At 55.7% G+C, this 15776-nt stretch carries 17 protein-coding genes and 1 tRNA gene; 9 read left to right on the top strand and 9 right to left on the bottom strand.

From position 1 onward, the window contains the following. Positions 1 to 5 precede the first annotated feature (5 nt). The 8 genes from N4A58_RS18000 (at position 6) to N4A58_RS18035 (ending at position 6293) form a co-directional block, all read left to right on the top strand. Positions 6 to 884, top strand: coding sequence for a carbon-nitrogen hydrolase family protein (locus N4A58_RS18000; RefSeq protein ID WP_293712211.1), 879 nt, complete (start codon positions 6 to 8; stop codon positions 882 to 884). A gap of 80 nt (positions 885 to 964) precedes the next feature. After that, entirely contained in the window at positions 965 to 1183 is a 219-nt protein-coding gene (infA, locus tag N4A58_RS18005; protein WP_021097168.1) for a translation initiation factor IF-1, read from the top strand. A gap of 5 nt (positions 1184 to 1188) precedes the next feature. Beyond that, positions 1189 to 1761, top strand: coding sequence for a nucleoside triphosphate pyrophosphatase (locus N4A58_RS18010; protein ID WP_293712227.1), 573 nt, complete (start codon positions 1189 to 1191; stop codon positions 1759 to 1761). Positions 1762 to 1765: 4 nt separating this feature from the next. Next, on the top strand, positions 1766 to 2797 hold the full coding sequence (locus N4A58_RS18015) for a ribonuclease E/G (protein WP_293712230.1): 1032 nt from the start codon (positions 1766 to 1768) through the stop codon (positions 2795 to 2797). A 3-nt stretch (positions 2798 to 2800) separates the two neighbouring features. Then, positions 2801 to 2983, top strand: a complete 183-nt coding sequence (locus tag N4A58_RS18020; RefSeq protein WP_293712233.1) for a DNA gyrase inhibitor YacG — start codon at positions 2801 to 2803, stop codon at positions 2981 to 2983. A gap of 78 nt (positions 2984 to 3061) precedes the next feature. Beyond that, positions 3062 to 3136, top strand: a tRNA-Phe gene (locus N4A58_RS18025). A gap of 231 nt (positions 3137 to 3367) precedes the next feature. Continuing rightward, positions 3368 to 4234, top strand: a complete 867-nt coding sequence (locus tag N4A58_RS18030) for a potassium channel family protein (RefSeq protein WP_293712236.1) — start codon at positions 3368 to 3370, stop codon at positions 4232 to 4234. 82 nt (positions 4235 to 4316) lie between these two features. Further along, complete coding sequence (locus N4A58_RS18035; protein WP_293712239.1) at positions 4317 to 6293, top strand: ATP-binding protein; 1977 nt, start codon at positions 4317 to 4319, stop codon at positions 6291 to 6293. Positions 6294 to 6733: 440 nt separating this feature from the next. Here the strand turns inward: N4A58_RS18035 and N4A58_RS18040 are convergent, their stop codons facing one another. Next, positions 6734 to 6934, bottom strand: a complete 201-nt coding sequence (locus N4A58_RS18040; protein ID WP_293712242.1) for a hypothetical protein — start codon at positions 6932 to 6934, stop codon at positions 6734 to 6736. Positions 6935 to 7680: 746 nt separating this feature from the next. On the opposite strand from N4A58_RS18040, the gene N4A58_RS18045 reads away from it, so the two are divergent. After that, positions 7681 to 7911: a hypothetical protein gene (locus N4A58_RS18045; protein ID WP_293712245.1), complete on the top strand. Its 231-nt coding sequence runs from the start codon at positions 7681 to 7683 to the stop codon at positions 7909 to 7911. Positions 7912 to 8298: 387 nt separating this feature from the next. Here the strand turns inward: N4A58_RS18045 and N4A58_RS18050 are convergent, their stop codons facing one another. From N4A58_RS18050 to N4A58_RS18085, 8 genes are all read right to left on the bottom strand, one after another. Beyond that, complete coding sequence (locus tag N4A58_RS18050; protein ID WP_293712248.1) at positions 8299 to 9324, bottom strand: AAA family ATPase; 1026 nt, start codon at positions 9322 to 9324, stop codon at positions 8299 to 8301. Continuing rightward, positions 9317 to 10276, bottom strand: coding sequence for a DNA-primase RepB domain-containing protein (locus N4A58_RS18055; RefSeq protein ID WP_293712251.1), 960 nt, complete (start codon positions 10274 to 10276; stop codon positions 9317 to 9319). Before N4A58_RS18055 ends, N4A58_RS18050 begins: the two co-directional genes overlap by 8 nt. 90 nt (positions 10277 to 10366) lie before the next feature. Beyond that, the gene (locus N4A58_RS18060) at positions 10367 to 10591 is read right to left on the bottom strand and encodes an AlpA family transcriptional regulator (protein WP_293712254.1); all 225 of its coding nucleotides are present in this window, start codon (positions 10589 to 10591) and stop codon (positions 10367 to 10369) included. A gap of 123 nt (positions 10592 to 10714) precedes the next feature. Beyond that, positions 10715 to 11506, bottom strand: coding sequence for a hypothetical protein (locus tag N4A58_RS18065; RefSeq protein WP_293712257.1), 792 nt, complete (start codon positions 11504 to 11506; stop codon positions 10715 to 10717). Next, complete coding sequence (locus tag N4A58_RS18070) at positions 11467 to 12630, bottom strand: site-specific integrase (RefSeq protein WP_293712260.1); 1164 nt, start codon at positions 12628 to 12630, stop codon at positions 11467 to 11469. The genes N4A58_RS18065 and N4A58_RS18070 overlap by 40 nt, the downstream gene beginning before the upstream one ends. 101 nt (positions 12631 to 12731) lie before the next feature. After that, positions 12732 to 14081 carry a hypothetical protein gene (locus N4A58_RS18075; protein ID WP_293712263.1) on the bottom strand — a complete coding sequence of 450 codons (1350 nt, stop codon included), beginning with the start codon at positions 14079 to 14081 and terminating at the stop codon, positions 12732 to 12734. A 428-nt stretch (positions 14082 to 14509) separates the two neighbouring features. Continuing rightward, entirely contained in the window at positions 14510 to 15151 is a 642-nt protein-coding gene (locus N4A58_RS18080) for a DUF1109 domain-containing protein (RefSeq protein ID WP_293712267.1), read from the bottom strand. Continuing rightward, positions 15148 to 15690, bottom strand: coding sequence for a sigma factor (locus N4A58_RS18085; protein WP_072705261.1), 543 nt, complete (start codon positions 15688 to 15690; stop codon positions 15148 to 15150). Before N4A58_RS18085 ends, N4A58_RS18080 begins: the two co-directional genes overlap by 4 nt. Positions 15691 to 15776 lie beyond the last annotated feature (86 nt).

The following is a 15776-nucleotide window of genomic DNA, read 5'->3' on the forward strand; positions in this document are numbered from 1 at the left end:
AAAAGATGAAAGTCGCAACCGCAGCCTATCCGATTGACTGGCACGATTCTTGGCAAAGCTACGCGGACAAGGTCACGCGCTGGGTGCATGATGCGGCCGAGAACGGGGCCCAGATGCTTGTTTTCCCAGAGTATGGCGCAATGGAGCTGGCGTCTTTGGCTGGCGCAGTGCAGGCGGGGGACCTGGCTGGGTCGATTCGGGCCGTGTCGGACCGTGTGGCAGAGGCGGATGACTTGCACCGCCAACTGGCGCAGGACACGCAGACCTATATTCTGTCGGCAAGTGCGCCCGTGCCAGACGGGGATGTGATCGTGAACCGCGCTCGCTTCTTTAACCCCGCAGGTGCGATGGACTGGCAGGATAAACAGATCATGACCCGCTTCGAACGCGAAGATTGGGGAATCGCCGGGGGTGGCCCGCTCAAGGTATTCGATACTGCTTTCGGCAAGGTTGGCATCCTAATCTGCTATGATTCGGAATTTCCACTTTTGGCGCGCGCTTTGGTGGACGCAGGCTGCGAAGCGATCCTTGTGCCCTCTGCGACCGAAGCGCTCAGTGGCTACAGTCGCGTTCGTATCGGCGCGATGGCCCGTGCGCTGGAATGCCAGTGCGTGACGGTCATGGCCTCGAACGTGGGCGATGCCCCGTGGTGTGAAGCCGTTGACCTGAATGTGGGGCGCGGAGGCGTCTTCTGCCCGCCGGATAAAGGGTTTGACCCCACGGGCGTTCTGGCCGAAGGTGTGATGAACCAGCCGGGCTGGACCTATGCCGAGATCGACTTTGACCAGATCGCGGAGGTCCGAAAAGACGGCGTGGTGCTTAATTTGACCCACTGGGAAGAGCAACTGCCGCGAGTTTCTGCGGTGGAATTGTCACCTTTCTGAGATTGTTCTTGAAAATCTGCTATAATCGGCCCAATTAGTGGCGCGTCCTACATGAGGGCGAGACTAAATACGGAGTGAACATGGCCAAGGAAGAATTGCTCGAATTTCCCGGCGTCGTGAAGGAACTCCTGCCTAATGCGACATTCCGGGTCGAGCTTGAGAACGGCCATGAGATCATCGCACACACGGCAGGCAAGATGCGCAAAAACCGCATCCGTGTTCTGGCTGGCGACCGCGTACAGGTGGAAATGACCCCCTACGATCTGACCAAGGGTCGGATCAATTACCGCTTCAAGTAAACGAAGTGGCTTTAATCCTCGGCTCAGGTAGCCCGCGCAGGCGGGAACTGTTGGCGCAAATGGGCGTCGTGGCCGATGATATCCGATCGCCGGATATCGATGAAACGCCGGAGCGGGGCGAACAGCCCCGTCCATACTGCGAACGCATGGCGCGGGAGAAGGCTTTGGCCGTTCCCGGCGGTGCGGACGACATCATCCTTTCTGCAGATACGACCGTCGCGCTGGGGCGCCGCATCTTGGGTAAGCCCGAGAACGAGAAAGAGGCAGCCTCTTTCCTACTCGCGCTGTCCGGTCGTCGTCACCGCGTGATCACCGCTGTTGCGGTGCGCAAGGCTGGCAAGCTGTGGGAAAAGTCTGTCGTCACCCAAGTTATGATGAAGCGCCTCTCGGACAACGAGCTCAACACCTACCTCGCCAGCGGTGACTGGAAGGGCAAGGCAGGCGCATACGGGATTCAAGGCGCAGCCAGCGCGTTCATCCCGTGGATCAACGGATCATTTACTGCGGTTGTCGGTCTGCCGATGGCAGAGACCGCGAATTTGCTGCAGGCCGCAGGATATCCTCTTTACGGAGAATGAAGACATGAAAGGTCGTCTGATTGCCCTGGACCACATCGGAGAGGTCGAGGCTGCTGCACTTATGGTGGATGGCAAACTCGAAGACCTTCTGATCGATAGCGATATGCCGCGTCCGGGCACCATCTACCGCGCCATTGCTGACCGCCCCATGAAAGGGCAGGGCGGCATGTTCCTGAAAACACCCGATGGCAACTGCTTCTTGCGTCAGACCAAGGGGCTGGCCCCCGGGGATGCGGTGCTGGTGCAGGTCACCGGCTATGCCGAGCCGGGCAAAGCGATGCCTGTGACCTTGGACGTGTTGTTCAAGAGCCGCTACGCCATCATTACCCCCGACAAGCCCGGTCTGAATATCAGCCGTTCCATCCGCGACGATGATCGCCGTGACGAGCTGCAAGGCATCGCCAAGGGAACGATGCAAGGCAGCGAGTTTGGTTTGATCCTGCGTTCTGCCTGCGCCGAAGCGGACGACGAAGACATCGCCGAGGACGTAACAGCCATGCTCGACATGGCGAATGCCGTGCTGGCAGACCGCGAAGGCTCTGAGCCTGAGAAGCTGGTCGAAGGCGATGGTCCCCACCTGCTGGCATGGCGCGAATGGTACGAACGCGCGACCGTCGACGCAGAGGCTGGCAGCTTCGAAGCCAACGGTGTCCTAGACGCGATAGAGGACCTGTCCTCTCCGAAAGTCATGCTCGAAGGCGGCGGGTTCATGTTTGTCGAACCGACCCGCGCTTTGGTCGCTGTGGATGTGAACACCGGCGGGGATTCGTCCCATGCAGCTGGGACCAAAGCGAACTTTGCTGCTGCACGCGCCATTCCGCGCGCTCTTCGCCTGCGTGGTCTTGGCGGCCAGATTGTGCTGGACTTGGCTCCTATGCCCAAGAAAGAGCGCCGGACGTTTGAAACCAGCCTGCGTGCGGCCTTCAAAGCGGACGGGATCGACACCGCACTTCTGGGCTGGACGACCCTTGGCCATTTCGAACTACAGCGCAAACGCGAGCGCCGTGTCCTACGCGATTGCTTGCCCAAGGTGTAACCGATGGCCTGCCCGATCTGTGATAAGCAAACCGATCCAAAGTACCGTCCGTTCTGCTCCAAACGCTGTGCGGACATCGATCTGGCCAAGTGGATGACCGGCTCTTATGCCGTGCCGTCCACCGATCCCGAGGACTTGGAACAGGCCCTTGAGGAGGCTGCACAAAAAAAATCAAAACCCCACTGATTTTTTCTGTTTCGGGTCTGGACACTCCCGAGAACTGCGCATAATACAGCGCTCACCCGAACGGACAACGTTCACCCAGCCCGGGTAGCTCAGGGGTAGAGCAGTGGATTGAAAATCCTCGTGTCGGTGGTTCGATTCCGCCCCCGGGCACCATTTTACCAAATATAATCAGTCGCTTATGCCGCTATCTAGCTTGCGCGCTTCTTTTGATTTTTGACTGGGTGTCCTATGGGTGCCAAATTCTCGTGGATCGCATAGACTTTGCAGCAACGATGCAATCCTAGCTAGCCTATGAGTGCGTCTCGCTCTAATCTGAGGTGAATTCCAGAAAAGCAACTCACGGACAAATACATCTATGACCCTGCCAACTTTGGAGATTGACTAGTGTTGGGCAAGGCCAAATCAAATCTGTCGCGCTGGCGTTTCGGCGTGGCGTTCATCGCGAAAATCTTTGTGTTCGCCATGATCTACTGGTTGGTGTTCTTCTTCCGCCCGGACGCGTTCAATTTCGCTAGCCGATACAACGCAAACCCAATCTCTTCATTCATTGAAGAGTTCTACACGAGCGATGAGACGGAAGGTTTGCTTGGTCGCGATCCGCAGGGGGTGATTGCAGATTTCCAGTTGAAAGGTGCGGAACTGCACTCCGCGCGGAACGTTTATTTCGCCGCCTTGGATGTCGAACGTGAGAAGGAAGAAGCATTCTTTGCCGCTGGCGACGCTTCCGCCGCAGCCATCGAAGCCAACATACGCGTCTATGAAACGGAAAAGGTTGAACCGCTGCGGGAAGAAATCGCGGCCTTGGAGGCGGAGGCGGACGCGCTGCCCTACGGCTCCCCCGAGAAGCCTGTGATCCTGACGAAAGTCATCGCGCTCAATGAACACGTCCTATCGGAACTCAATTACTTGATCGGAAACAGGATCGATTTCGCGGACGAAACTCTGTCATCAGCCCGCGAGGACGCCTTTGAAGCATACCAATCGGCGAGGGAAGCCGCCGAAGACGCAGGATCGGCATATCGCGAGTTGAGAGGGGCCGTGCACAACGAGTTTTACACGACACGACAGGCCATGCTTGATCAAGTTGGATTTGCCGACTTCCTCTATTTCAGCGCCTGCATTTCGACGACAACGACCTTCGGCGACATCACTGCAAACCAAGCATGGTTGCGGATGGTCGTGGTTGCACAGATTTTGGCTGGCATCCTTATTTTGTCAGCATTCATAGATAGCTTTAGAAAACCAAGGTAGGCTTTTCATGTAACTCCCCGCTGTCGTGCGCAACGCCGGGCGATATAGCGCGAGAGAGACAAGGTGAAAGAGAAACACAGACATGACCGCGACCAAGTCGAATTGGGCCAACGACCCCGAAGGCCGGATCAACAACATCTCCCTCGCTCCAAACGCTAAGAACACGTTGTACCCACTTTTCGAAGCGGTCATGAATTCGATCCATGCAATCGAAGAGCGTTTCGGGAAGGATCAGATTTCCAAAGGTTTCGTCGAAATCTCCATCATCCGAGATGATAACAAGGACTACGTGGGGTTTCAGATAAGTGACAATGGGGTCGGGTTCACCGAAAAGAACCTCGACTCGTTCCAACGGATGGATAGCCGCAAGAAGGCTGCAATTGGCGGCAAAGGCGTTGGGCGTCTCCTTTGGCTGAAGGTTGTTGAAAACGCCAAAATCCTGAGCGAGTTTCACAATGGTTCGTCGATGGAACGCATCGAATTTGATTTCTGCGTTGCAGACCCACTCAAAAACATGAAACGCACCAATGGTGGTAGTTCGGAAAACATCGGAACCGTGGTCAACTTGCACCCATACCGGGGTGAGTATGCGCGCGCGATACCTAAAAAGGCCGCAACGATTGCCAACCGGGTGCTCGCGCACTTCATCAGCTATTTTATCAACATCAGCCACCCGATGATCAAAATCATTGATGGTGAAAAGTCCATCGACCTTTTTGACCAGTTCACGGAATCCACCGAGCGCGATCAAGACTTCGAGTTCACGGTCGCGATCAATGACGACGAGAGTAATTTTGTGCTGCATTGCTTTCTGTTGCCTAAAGCAATTTCGGATGACGAGAAAAGCACGAATGCAATGTACCTTGGGGCCAACGGCCGCGCGGTGAAGCGGTTTGACATGGACGGCGTCTTTGGGCTTAAGGCCATCGATGGGAAGTTTGCGTTCTTGGGCTATGTCGAGTCAGAAGCTCTGGACGAGTCCGTGAACGAAACCCGGACCGACTTTTCGCTGTCAGACGATGAGATTGAAGACATTGTCGATACGGCTAAGGCCTTGGCGAAACAGTTTCTTGAACCCGAATTGCAAGTCATTCGAGAGAAACAAGTGAAGGTCGTTTCCACGCTTCGGGTGGAGCATCCGCGTTTTCTTTCTGTTGCGCGAGCCCCGGAAGAATTTGCACGCGATTTGCACCTGTCGACACAAAAAGAAGAGGACATCTACCTTGAGCTGTCGCGCCGTTCGTACCGCGATTATCGTCGGCGAAAAAACAACTTCCGAACTTCGGTGAAGAAGTCTCTTCCAGACATCGAAAAGAAAGCAAAGGATTATGTCGACGGCCTGCAATCCGAGTCCGTCTCGTCTCTCGCTGAGTATGTTATGAAGCGAAAGCTGATCTTGGACGTCTTCGAGGAGGCGCAGAAATACACTGACGAGGACGGGAAGAAGTCAGAGTATGAGGACGTGGTTCATGACATTATCTGCCCGCTCCGCTCCACCTCGGATGACCTCAACTATGACGATCACAATCTTTGGATCGTTGATGATAGGTTGGCCTTCTATTCTTATTTCAACTCGGATAAGCAGATGAAAGCACAGGTCGGGAAACCGGTTGACGCTCTAAAAAGGCCCGACATTTCCTTTTTTGATTTGGGGCTTGGCTTTCAAAACAGCGATGCAACCCAGCCAATTACAATCGTTGAGTTCAAGAAACCCAAGCGGGATGATTACACGGTCGCCAGCAATCCCATTGCTCAGGTCCGTGAGTATGTAGACGACATGCGACAGGCGAAGCACGCCAAGCGGCATGATGGGGTGATCTTACGTCCGATTAGCGAGGAAACCCCATTCATGTGCCATATCATTGCCGATATCACCCCGTCTTTGGAAAAAGCGATGCGGCAGTTGGGACCATTCCACCAAAAAGCGGGGACAAACTGCTTCTACAAATGGGACGAAGGATACAAGACTTTCATCGAGATTTCGTCGTTCACTGATGTCCTTCAATCGGCAAAAGCGAGGAACAAGGCATTTTTCGAGAAACTCGGAATCGATTTGTAGAGTTTGTCGGTCTGGGTTTCTCAGGGCTCGCTATGTTGCTTCTGTCTGTAGCGGCGACGCATCGACTTCGAGCGCAACCGCGACCTTTTCGACTGAGACGAGTGAAGGATAGCGCAGGCGACGCTCACACCCGTTTTTTATATGTCCGGTCCAACGTCGACGACGTTCGACGCCCAGAATTTTGACCGCACCGCCATCTCGCACAAGAGACGTCTTTTACGACGTCATTGTGCACGTCTCTTAGAAATCTCTCAGCGACACACGCAGGCGGTTCAAATCAGGTGCTTGCGAAGGGATGGGCTGGGAAGCATTTATTGCTTGGGAGTGCGAAACCATTGAGCCGGATGCCCTTTCGGTCGGCTCGTCAGTTTTCTTGCAAACTAGTGCCAGCCTCAGCAAACTCGCAGCAGAAATTGCCGCGAGGTGCAAATTTCGATTGTTCAGCTTGAAAGGACTTTTCGAGCTTCCTTTTCGGCAACGGACCCCTTCACCCACTGCCACGGCGTGCGCGGCTTGCGTGCCTTTGCTAGTTCGGGGTTCGCCTTGGCATCACTGACGGCAGCGCGCAGACGTTCACGGGCTTCGCGTGGATCGATCTTGAGTTCTTCGCAAAGGGCTTTGAGTGTAACGATGTCGGCCATTTCGATCTCCTAAGTTGCTGATGCAGATCGATAAGACGAGACCAGCAGGTCTGTCAGGGACAACCCTAGGCCCGGCCAAACTCTCCGATGCACGTGCCTTGTGTGGGTCTCTACCAAGAACTTCTGGGCTTGGTTGTTGACAGCCAGACTTTGCCTGTAGCCATCCAACGAAAATCGCCGGACCTCATGAACGAAGCCCGGCGACCATTGATGCATTTACATTAAGACAGAAAGGATATGAATGACCCTCTCCGTTAGGCTCCAGACGCTGTCAATGTTTCCTGCGACAGCTACTGCCCAAAGCAAAATGCGTTCAGTACTTCTCCTCATGGATCCGCTCCTGAGGGCGGAGGTGACCTCCTCAACAGGATGCGGATACAGGTTAGCCGTCGGCCTTATGTCAGGCGGTTGCAGCCAACACCGTTGTTCCCGACACGCCCTGATGTTTGGTCTTCGACCAGAGCCAGGGAAGCTGCTGTTTGATAAGTATGAAACCCTCGTGGTATTTTCAGGGAACCCTAACAAATCCCCAGCATATGCGGCGATAGGCGCGCGTGGCCGCGTTTTATTGAGCCAGCAGGACGTATGACCGGCATTCGCGACATATCCAGCACGACGCCATACTAAGCTCGCCGCTGGCTCCTGTGCGCCGCGCAGGCAGGTACCTCACCGGGAAATACCCTGACGACGGATGTTGCCCGATCTTATTGCGCTATTGCGACTGCAATCAGTGAAAGGAAATCGCAATGGTCATTTGTGCAACTTGGAGCTTCAACGGACAGGAGAAGGTTATCCTCGGCAATTGGCATCGCCTGTGGTGCCTGCTGTTCGGCCCATTCTACTATGCCTTCAAAGGTATGTTCCTGTCGGCGATCTTGTCTCTGATCACGGCGAACGGCCTGTGGATCGGCTTCCCGTTGTTCAACCGCAGTATTGTGCTGCGCCATTTCTATCGCAAGGGTTGGGTTCAAAATTGATGCGCCGGACAGTCCAGCCAACGAGTAAACCCACCCATGCGGCACCCGAATACACCCACTCAGATGAACCCGTTTGCGGACCAATTGAAAATACTCAGACATTTGGCTTCATCTCGCTTCCAACAGCCTGATCAATAGTCCGCGTGTCGCTCTCGGGTGTATCTGGCCGTACCTACGGAGGCGGGAACGACTGGTGACCACAGGGGGATAGGGGGAGGCATTTTTTTAACGGCGCGCACCCTTTAGGCGGACAAGGGGCCATGCATACTGCCGAGGTTTTCGGCCTTGAACCGCTCAGTTTTACCAGTTGAACAACGATAACCTCGGTAACGCGATAACTTCCAGCAGGGGCCGTTGGTTATCTGGTTACCGAAGTTACTGGGTTCGTCACGCTTCCCCAGCGACGCAATATCGACCGCGCCCCTGTTTCTCTATTTCGCCATCCTTGTGCATCTTGAACAGCAATTGTTTTATGTTGTTCTCGGGCTTGCCCAAAGCGTCGGCGATTTCCTTGGGTCCCATTGGCTTATCAGCCCCTTCTAAGACTTCAAGGATTGCGCTGCGCTCCTCCGACCGACGCACCTCGGCAGCATCGCCCAACACCTTCCACTCGCCACCGACAAACTCGACGGCCTGCTCCATTTCCTCGATTTCGCGGCCACGACCATACAGCGTAACGCCCTGCTTGCCTCGATGCAGCACGAAGGCGGCATCAACCGCCCCCGTTAGCCCGGTTGTGCCGGATATCATGTCGAACGGGTCATCGCCCAGCATCTTCCGCAGGTGGTGGATGACGAGGATTGCGACGCCCATTTGACCGGCCATTTCCTGCAAAGGCGACAAAGCCGCATAGTCGGCATCGTAGCCTTCACGCCGGGATTGAGGGCGCACCCCAGCGAAAGTGTCAATGATGACGAGTTTCGGACGATGGACCTCAATCCAATCGCGCAAGTCGTCAACCAGCCCGTCGCCAAGACGCCTGACCTGCGTGGCGAAATGAAGCCCCGGTGGCCAGCGCTCAACATCGCCGTAGAGCTGGCTCATGCGTCGTTGTAGACGGCGATGGTTGTCCTCCAGCGCGCAGTACAATACCGGGCCTCGGCGACATCTGATGCTTCCTAGCGTCAAGTCCCCGGTGGCGACTGCCATTGCGAAGTCCAGCGCCATCCACGACTTCCCGATTTTCGGCTTACCCGCTAGCAGGGTCACGCCCTCGGCAAGGTAGCCGTCCACGGCATATCGAAGTGGTGGAAACTCCTTGGACTTCAGAGTACTGGCCGAAATGGTCGTGATCGCTCCTTTAGTTGAGGTCTTTTTGGTGGACTTTGCGGCGCGACCTTGCCTTGTCGATGGGCGCGGTGTGTTCTTTGGGTTTTGGCGTCGGATGATTTTGGGTGATTGCCGCTTAGTCATTGCGCCCCTCCACCCACGCGATGATGCGCGATATCTCGGTTTCGAGAGCGTTCCGGTCTTCGCCGTACTTGTCGCGGAAATACGGACTGGTCCAGATCACGCTGGCGATCTCATCCAGCTTTGCGCCTGCCTCATGCAGGCCAGCCACCATCGAGAATATCCTGCCGGACCGATCGTCCGTCATCACGCGCTTGTGCCGGATCAGTGACCGCGACGAGGCCGATAGCTTCGAACGGTACTTTTTGAGCACGGCGAGGCTGTCATGTGCGTGAGGATTCATGCTCGACGCTTCAATCTGCCTCCCAATGCCCGGACCATGATCGGGCAACAGTTCCGGTCTCTTGAAGATCAGTCGCGTGTCATAGTGCCGGAGAGGGATGAAGGGCTTCGAATAGGCTAGCTTGTGGTTGAACGAACCCGGCAGGCGCAGCAGCTTGTTCGGTGCGCTTCCGCCCTTGTCGCCTCCGTGGCGATAGGTCAGTGCCTTCGAAAACGCCGAAGCCCGTTTCGGGGTGTGGGGGCGGTCCCAGAACCACAGTGCCTGAGTATTTCCCGGCGACGTTTCCCAGACCACCGAAGGCAGCGGCTCAAAGCTGCTCGGGTTGCCCTTATCGATGTCACACCAGCCCAGGCGGCAGAGATGAACACATTTCACGAGCCGCTTGGGGCGCGTGTACACATTGGGGCTGAAATACTGATCCCATTTATGGCGGTCGTACTTGCGAAGCAGACGCCCGATTTTCACCTCTTGGTTCAGCCATTCGAACTCTTGTACCATTTTGCTTGACCCGCGACGCTTGAAACAGAACGCGCCGAACAGGTCTTGAGAGACGCGGTTCTGCGGCTCCCAGAGGGTGGTGAGAAAATCAACCTGTTCGCGGATTACGGCGCGATCTGACGCCCCATCTTGCCAAAGTGATGGGAACTCGGATTTCTTGATGATCGGATACATGGTGTTGCCTTTCAGCTAGGCGCAACTTCTCCGTTCGCGCGAATGTGCGCGTTGCAGGAAGTGTGCGATTTTTCGGGAGAGGTGCCGGACTTAGAAGTCGGCGTAATGGTGACGAGACCGTTCTTCAGCGCGCTCGGAGAGCCACTGTTCGATCTCGTGCAGGAACCACGTCACACTGGTGCCTGCGAGGCGCGCTCGCCTAGGGAAACGCCCACGGGCCTCCCAGCGCAAAAGCGTGCTGTTGCTCACGGTGATGCCAAGGCGGCGCAAATCAGCGCGTGTGGCAAGGACCTTTTGTCCGTTCGAGATATCCATCTTGTCTTTCCTTCTGCATGGTTGGGTTTGCGAAGGAGCGCTCCGACAAGGGAGTCATCTCAGATAATGTTGTTTAGTTCCAATCCATTGCATGGATCAGAAAGGGTGTAGAATGCTTCTTTCTCATCCATTACGTTCAGCTTCCAGTTCCTGAATGGTCTTGCGCAGGGCTTCTTTCCATTCGTCGACGTGCTTGCGAATAGCGCCATCGAACTTGATCTCTGAGCCGCGTTTGTCGCCCCACTTCAGAGGTTCAGCGAGTAGGTAAACACATTTCCCAAATTGGCTGTGGTCTTCTGATCCAGCATCGACCGCGCGCCGAGGTTCAAGGCTCGGATTAAGGAACTCACAGAGCCAATCGACATAGATGACAAAGCGGTCTTTTGCTTCACTGTCCCACGACTTCCCTTTCCGGCTCCGAGACTTGATCTGAGCAATATGCGCTTCGACGCTCTCCTTGAATGCCTTTATATGGCCTAGGATTTCCTCCCGTTTTTCTTCGTCCAGAGGCAAGTCATCATGCAAGAATTCCAGCGCAAGATCATCGTTCTGCAATGCCGCTAGGAACTTTTCTGTCGGGGCGAGCAGTTTGCTATGCAGACGCTGCAGTCGTTCTTTCGTCGTTTCTACTTTTGTCACGATCAGGGCGCGCCCGATCAGCACAACTAGCGCATCTGTGTGTTCATGTAGAACCTCGTCCGGGAAATGGGCTTCGTCGAGGTCCAGCAAGCGCCTCAAATGGTTGAGCGTTTGCCTGTTGTAAGCATGGGCCCCATCTGGCTGGTCGATGAAACGCGAAATGAACTTGATCCGGGAATCCGCATAGGTGTCCGCGTAGGACTTGGCTCTTTCCCAAATCCATGGCTCCACATCAGTCAATCCTGCTTGGTCAGTTTCATCAGTTCGCTCGCCCACAGTTCCAGCGCCTCACGCTTCTCGTTGAAATACGTGTAACGATTGTAGGTTGCGCCGACGCCTGAGACGACTCCTGATTTGTGATTGGTCACGGCGTCGATCACATGGGGCATCACGCCAAGCTTCGCCATGCCGGTCGAGGCCGTGCGCCGAAAGTCGTGAAAGCGCCAATCGGGCGTCCCGTCAGGCAAAGCCGTATCGACGCGTTCTTTCAGACGCCCGAAGCCAGATATCGCCGAGCGCCCAGTCGTCGTGAAAACAAAGTCGCTGTCGAGGAATTTGTGCGGCGAACGCAGGATATCCACGGCCTGATCTGGCAACGGCACGATATGCAGGCGGGCGTTCTTCACACGGTTGGCAGGAAGTTCCCAGACGCCCTCATCAAGGTTTAGTTCTGACCAACGCATCCCGGCGACTTCGCTCCGGCGCTGCCCCGTTATCAGAAGGAGCTTGAGGAAGGGGCCGAATGGGTAGTCCTCGGCATCGCTGTGCTGCCATATCGCCCGAATTTCAGCATCGCTCAGTACGCGATCACGCTGAACCTCACGCGTAGGCGGCCTGAGGAGAGCCACGGGCGACGTTTCGATGTCACCACGCATGACACACCAGTTCATGAGCTTTTTGATCGCTGAGAGCGCCCGATTTGCCCGTGTCGGCGTGCCGTTGGCGATGATGCCGTCCAGCACTTTGCTGACATCCTGCCGTTTGATCTGGTCGATAGGCCGATCCTTCAAACCATCGAACTTGTGCAGAACACTTTCGGTGCGCTTCCAGTCCTTGGTGTTGGGCTTGGCATGAAGCTCGATGAACTTGGGGATCATCTCACCCAGTGTTTCGGTCGATACCTCTGAAATCTCAGGGGCCTTTTCGAATTCGCCCAACTCGACATCACGCGCGATTTCCATCGCGCGGCGTCTGGCGTCGGCTAGGGAGACCACAGGATAAGGGCCGATCTTGATACGCCTACGCGCACCGTTCGGTCGGACCAACGTGTAGAACACCTTGGCACCTGTGGTCGACACACGCACATGCAGGCCGTTTACTTTCTGGTCGCGGACCTCGTACCGTTTTGTGGTCGCCGGAGGCATCGCGTCGAGTGATTTGGTTGTCAGCATCTGTTTCATGCAGACAACGTAAGACACCCAGAATCCGCGTGTCAGGGTATGGTTTGGCAGGTTCTGTGCCGGATCACATCCGTATGCTTAGTTTTGCCCCTATCAAGAGACTAATCCTCATCTGCCGGTTGCTCGGGTTCTTCCCAACCCAGAGAGCGAAGGTGTTCCCAAATATCGTCGAAGCGAATTCTTGAGCGTCTTGAAAGGCTCAGAAAAAACTCGTCGACCGAACCGGCACTGGGGCATGTCGGTTGCTTGGCTTTTAACAACTCTAAAAGACGGTCCGGTACTCCGCCCGCATCCCAGATTTGCCCATTCTCTCGGGTTGCCTCTAGAACCTGATCCAGCATTTTTTCCGTTATGTCTTCGGTGAATGGCCGTATGAATCTGTCAAAGTTTGCCTCAGCATTCCGGTAACTTCCTGAATTGCCGAACCTTTCAAGTGCGTTTGGCCAGAACTTTTTTGCAGGGACTGCGTTCAATACTTCAGCTGCCTCAGTGCGCGAAAGGCCTGCAAACCTTGTAAGGAGCACCTCTTCAAACGGTTCAAGCTCAACAGCTGCAAACGCTTCTGGGTGGTCTGCGAGCTGTGCATCGGAGGCGGCAACTTCCTGCAAAGCGGCTAAAGGGGCTTCCTGAACTCTTGGCAGAACTTCAGGGAAGTCTGCGAGCATGGCTAGCGCGCGCGGTCGAAACTCCGGATCGTCATCATTTATGAGCTTTGCGACAGCAGTAAGAACCTCTTGCCAGCTTTCTGATCGGCGGAGCCGCAGGGCGTTTAGCGCGTCAACAATACGAATGCGATGGTTGTCCCACTCGGGAGGCACGTTCTTGATGAGGGACTTTGCCAGTATTATTCCAAAATTCTTAAGAACCTCGCTACGCATACCAGAAAGATATTTATCTTCAACGAATTGGATTGCCTTTCCTTCGTCACTTGGGAAGCCGGGCGATTGGACGTCGGTACTGAAGGCCTCAAAGATCTTTCGCCCCTGTACGGGACGCTGACTCAGAACAATGTCGACAATTCCCACGATATGCGTTCGCACCAACTCATCAGTCGGTTCAAACAGCTTATCTTCAACCGCAAATGCCGGGTGAGCGCACAGGTGCCGATCCTCGTATAGCCTCTGTAGTAGGCGATGCTCCTGCAAGTTCATCAGGCCCATCTTTGTCTTTGCATGCTCTAGCAAACTGCGTTCATGCTCAAGCAGCTTTGCGACATCGTTCGCCGCAATAGCCTTGTCCCAATCACCGATGAATGCCGTGGCTTCTGCATCACCTGCTGCAGAAAGTTCCCGGTACTTTAGCAAAATATCGAATACCAACGCCACCCACGCTGCGGATATCGCTGCGCGATACGCTCCAGAGCGATAGGCACGCAACGCTTCTTTGTAGTACGTTCTAGACCTGTGGTCTCTAATTCTCACGATTTCTGCGTCGAGATCTTTCAATGCCATAAATGAGAACCTTAGTTGCTGGGGGTAGCTTCAGGGCCACAAACCTCAATCAAACAGGCTCGAACAACTTTCTCAAGGCTCGGAACTGGGCCATGGGTGTCGTGGGGGTGTTCCAGAGCGTAGGCTAGAATGATCTGACGTGAAACGGGTCGGCGCGGTCTGCTGCCCTTAAAACGTTGAAGTCACTGCACTTCTTGGACGGATTGCTACGTTGTGAACTACTTTGCAGTCCCATCTAGGAAAATTGAAAATCCTCGTGTCGGTGGTTCGATTCCGCCCCCGGGCACCATTTTACCAATGAACATAAAATGTTACCCGCTTGGCTCGCGCAGTGGTGGGATCCCATTTGTTCTGCGCTACACGCTCAAATACAAAAAACGCCCGTCGCAATCTGCGAGGGCGTTTTGTGTTTTCGCTTGGGGTTATTCTTACCAGCGCAAGTACTTGTGGCCCGCCAACGCACCGATCCCGGTGCTGATCAATATCCCGATACCGTACCATGTGACGTAGAACAGCGGCGCGTCTTCGTCGCAGTGCAGAGCGTAGCCCGCCGCAGCCAGTGCGCCTATCGCGAGGCCAAGGAGTGCGCCGGTGCGAATTGGGCGAGTTGTGGCTCCTTGGCGCAGGGTGCGAATACCAACCACCAGCGGAAGAGCCGAGATGGCGGTAATTGAGATCAGGCAGGCGCCTGCCGTCTGGCCCATCAGCTCGGGTAGGAAGTTGGTGGGAGCTGTGTTCACGGCCTGTAAGACGAAAAGGCCCGCGGCCAATGCGACAGGCACGATGAGCGGCCAAACAGGACCGTCTCGTTCGGGGCGGGTGGTGAGGAACGCGATGGGCAGCGCCAGGCACGCCAACAACAAAGGCAGCGCGTTTTTCGCCAGCGTGACGGGGTCTTGAAGGGCCGCCCCAAGATCTGGACGGATCCCGAGTGAGCCAAGCACTGCGCCTAGGCCCACGGCAAAGGCCCCGCCGATCCAGCCAGCCGCGCGTGGCAGGTCCAGTGGTCCAGGCGTCGGGCGCGCCGCGAGCGAGGCGATGAACGCGTCAGTGTCCTGAGGAGTTGTCAATTCTTTGTCCTTTCGGCGATACGTGCCAATTGTTTTAGGGCGCGGTGCAAGGCAACCCGCGCCGACGAGGCCGAGAGCCCCACCTTTTCGCCTGCGTCTTCTGCACTTTCGCCTTCGAGGGTCATAGATCGCACCAACGCTGCGCCGCGCCCGTCCAGATGGCTCAGCATGTATTCAGCGTCCTTGCCCGCCAGCGGTACAGCGGCCGACAGATCCTCGAGCGTTTCGGAAAACGGCTCGATCGGCACGTGAATGATAGCGCCCCGGCGGCGAAAGGCATCCACGACCTTGTAGCGGGTGATCGCATAGACCCATGGTTTGACGGGCGTCCCCTCTTTCCATGAGCCGCGCTTGAGGTGAATTGCCAGCAGAACCTCTTGGAGGATATCTTCGTGCTGGTGTTCGGGCAGGCTGCTACCTTTGGCGCGGATGACGGTCCGTATCGCGGGCGTGATGCGGCGCAGGAACTGGGCAAAGGCCGGACCGTCCCCGGCATTCGCGCGTCTTAACAGCTCTGCGAGTTCGTCCGGTTGGGACACTTTTTCCTCCGCGCGCGTGCCGCCCAGTTTGGCCCGAGTATACGGCGCGGGCCGTGCGGCGCAATTGGCAGAGAGAGCGAGTAAAG

The organism is Donghicola sp., from assembly GCF_025210255.1.
GTDB classification, from domain to species: Bacteria; Pseudomonadota; Alphaproteobacteria; order Rhodobacterales; family Rhodobacteraceae; genus Donghicola; species Donghicola eburneus.